At 50.3% G+C, this 499-nt stretch carries 1 tRNA gene and 1 rRNA gene; both read right to left on the minus strand.

The window, feature by feature from the left end:
* Window positions 1–200 precede the first annotated feature (200 nt).
* Window positions 201–276, minus strand: a tRNA-Ala gene (locus tag DNH61_RS02240).
* 105 nt (window positions 277–381) lie between these two features.
* Window positions 382–499 (minus strand): 16S ribosomal RNA (locus DNH61_RS02245); the annotation flags it as partial.

The following is a 499-nucleotide window of genomic DNA, read 5'->3' on the forward strand; positions in this document are numbered from 1 at the left end:
CAGTTTTCAAGGTGCAAAGGTTGTTCGTCGATTAAGCTTCTCCGAATCACTTCAGAAAAGACCTAACTTCGCAAACCCTCTCGCTGCTAAAGCAGCTTCTGCCTCATCGGCAGGAAGATCATCTTAGCATGCTCGCTGTATGCTCGCAACAACTAATTGTTGGCTGCAACTGCAGCATGTTAAGGATGGATGTTTTGTTTTGGTGGAGCCAAGCGGGATCGAACCGCTGACCTCCTGCTTGCAAGGCAGGCGCTCTCCCAGCTGAGCTATGGCCCCAAACAAATTCCATCAAAGCTGAACAAATAGATGCACGTCAATGCCTTATCAGCAATACTGGATTGCTGTGTTATGCATTCTTCGCGGAATGCAGTAAATCCTTAGAAAGGAGGTGATCCAGCCGCACCTTCCGATACGGCTACCTTGTTACGACTTCACCCCAATCATCTACCCCACCTTCGACGGCTGGCTCCTTGCGGTTACCCCACCGGCTTCGGGTGTT

The organism is Paenibacillus sambharensis, assembly GCF_003233845.1.
Lineage (GTDB): Bacteria > Bacillota > Bacilli > Paenibacillales > Paenibacillaceae > Paenibacillus_I > Paenibacillus_I sambharensis.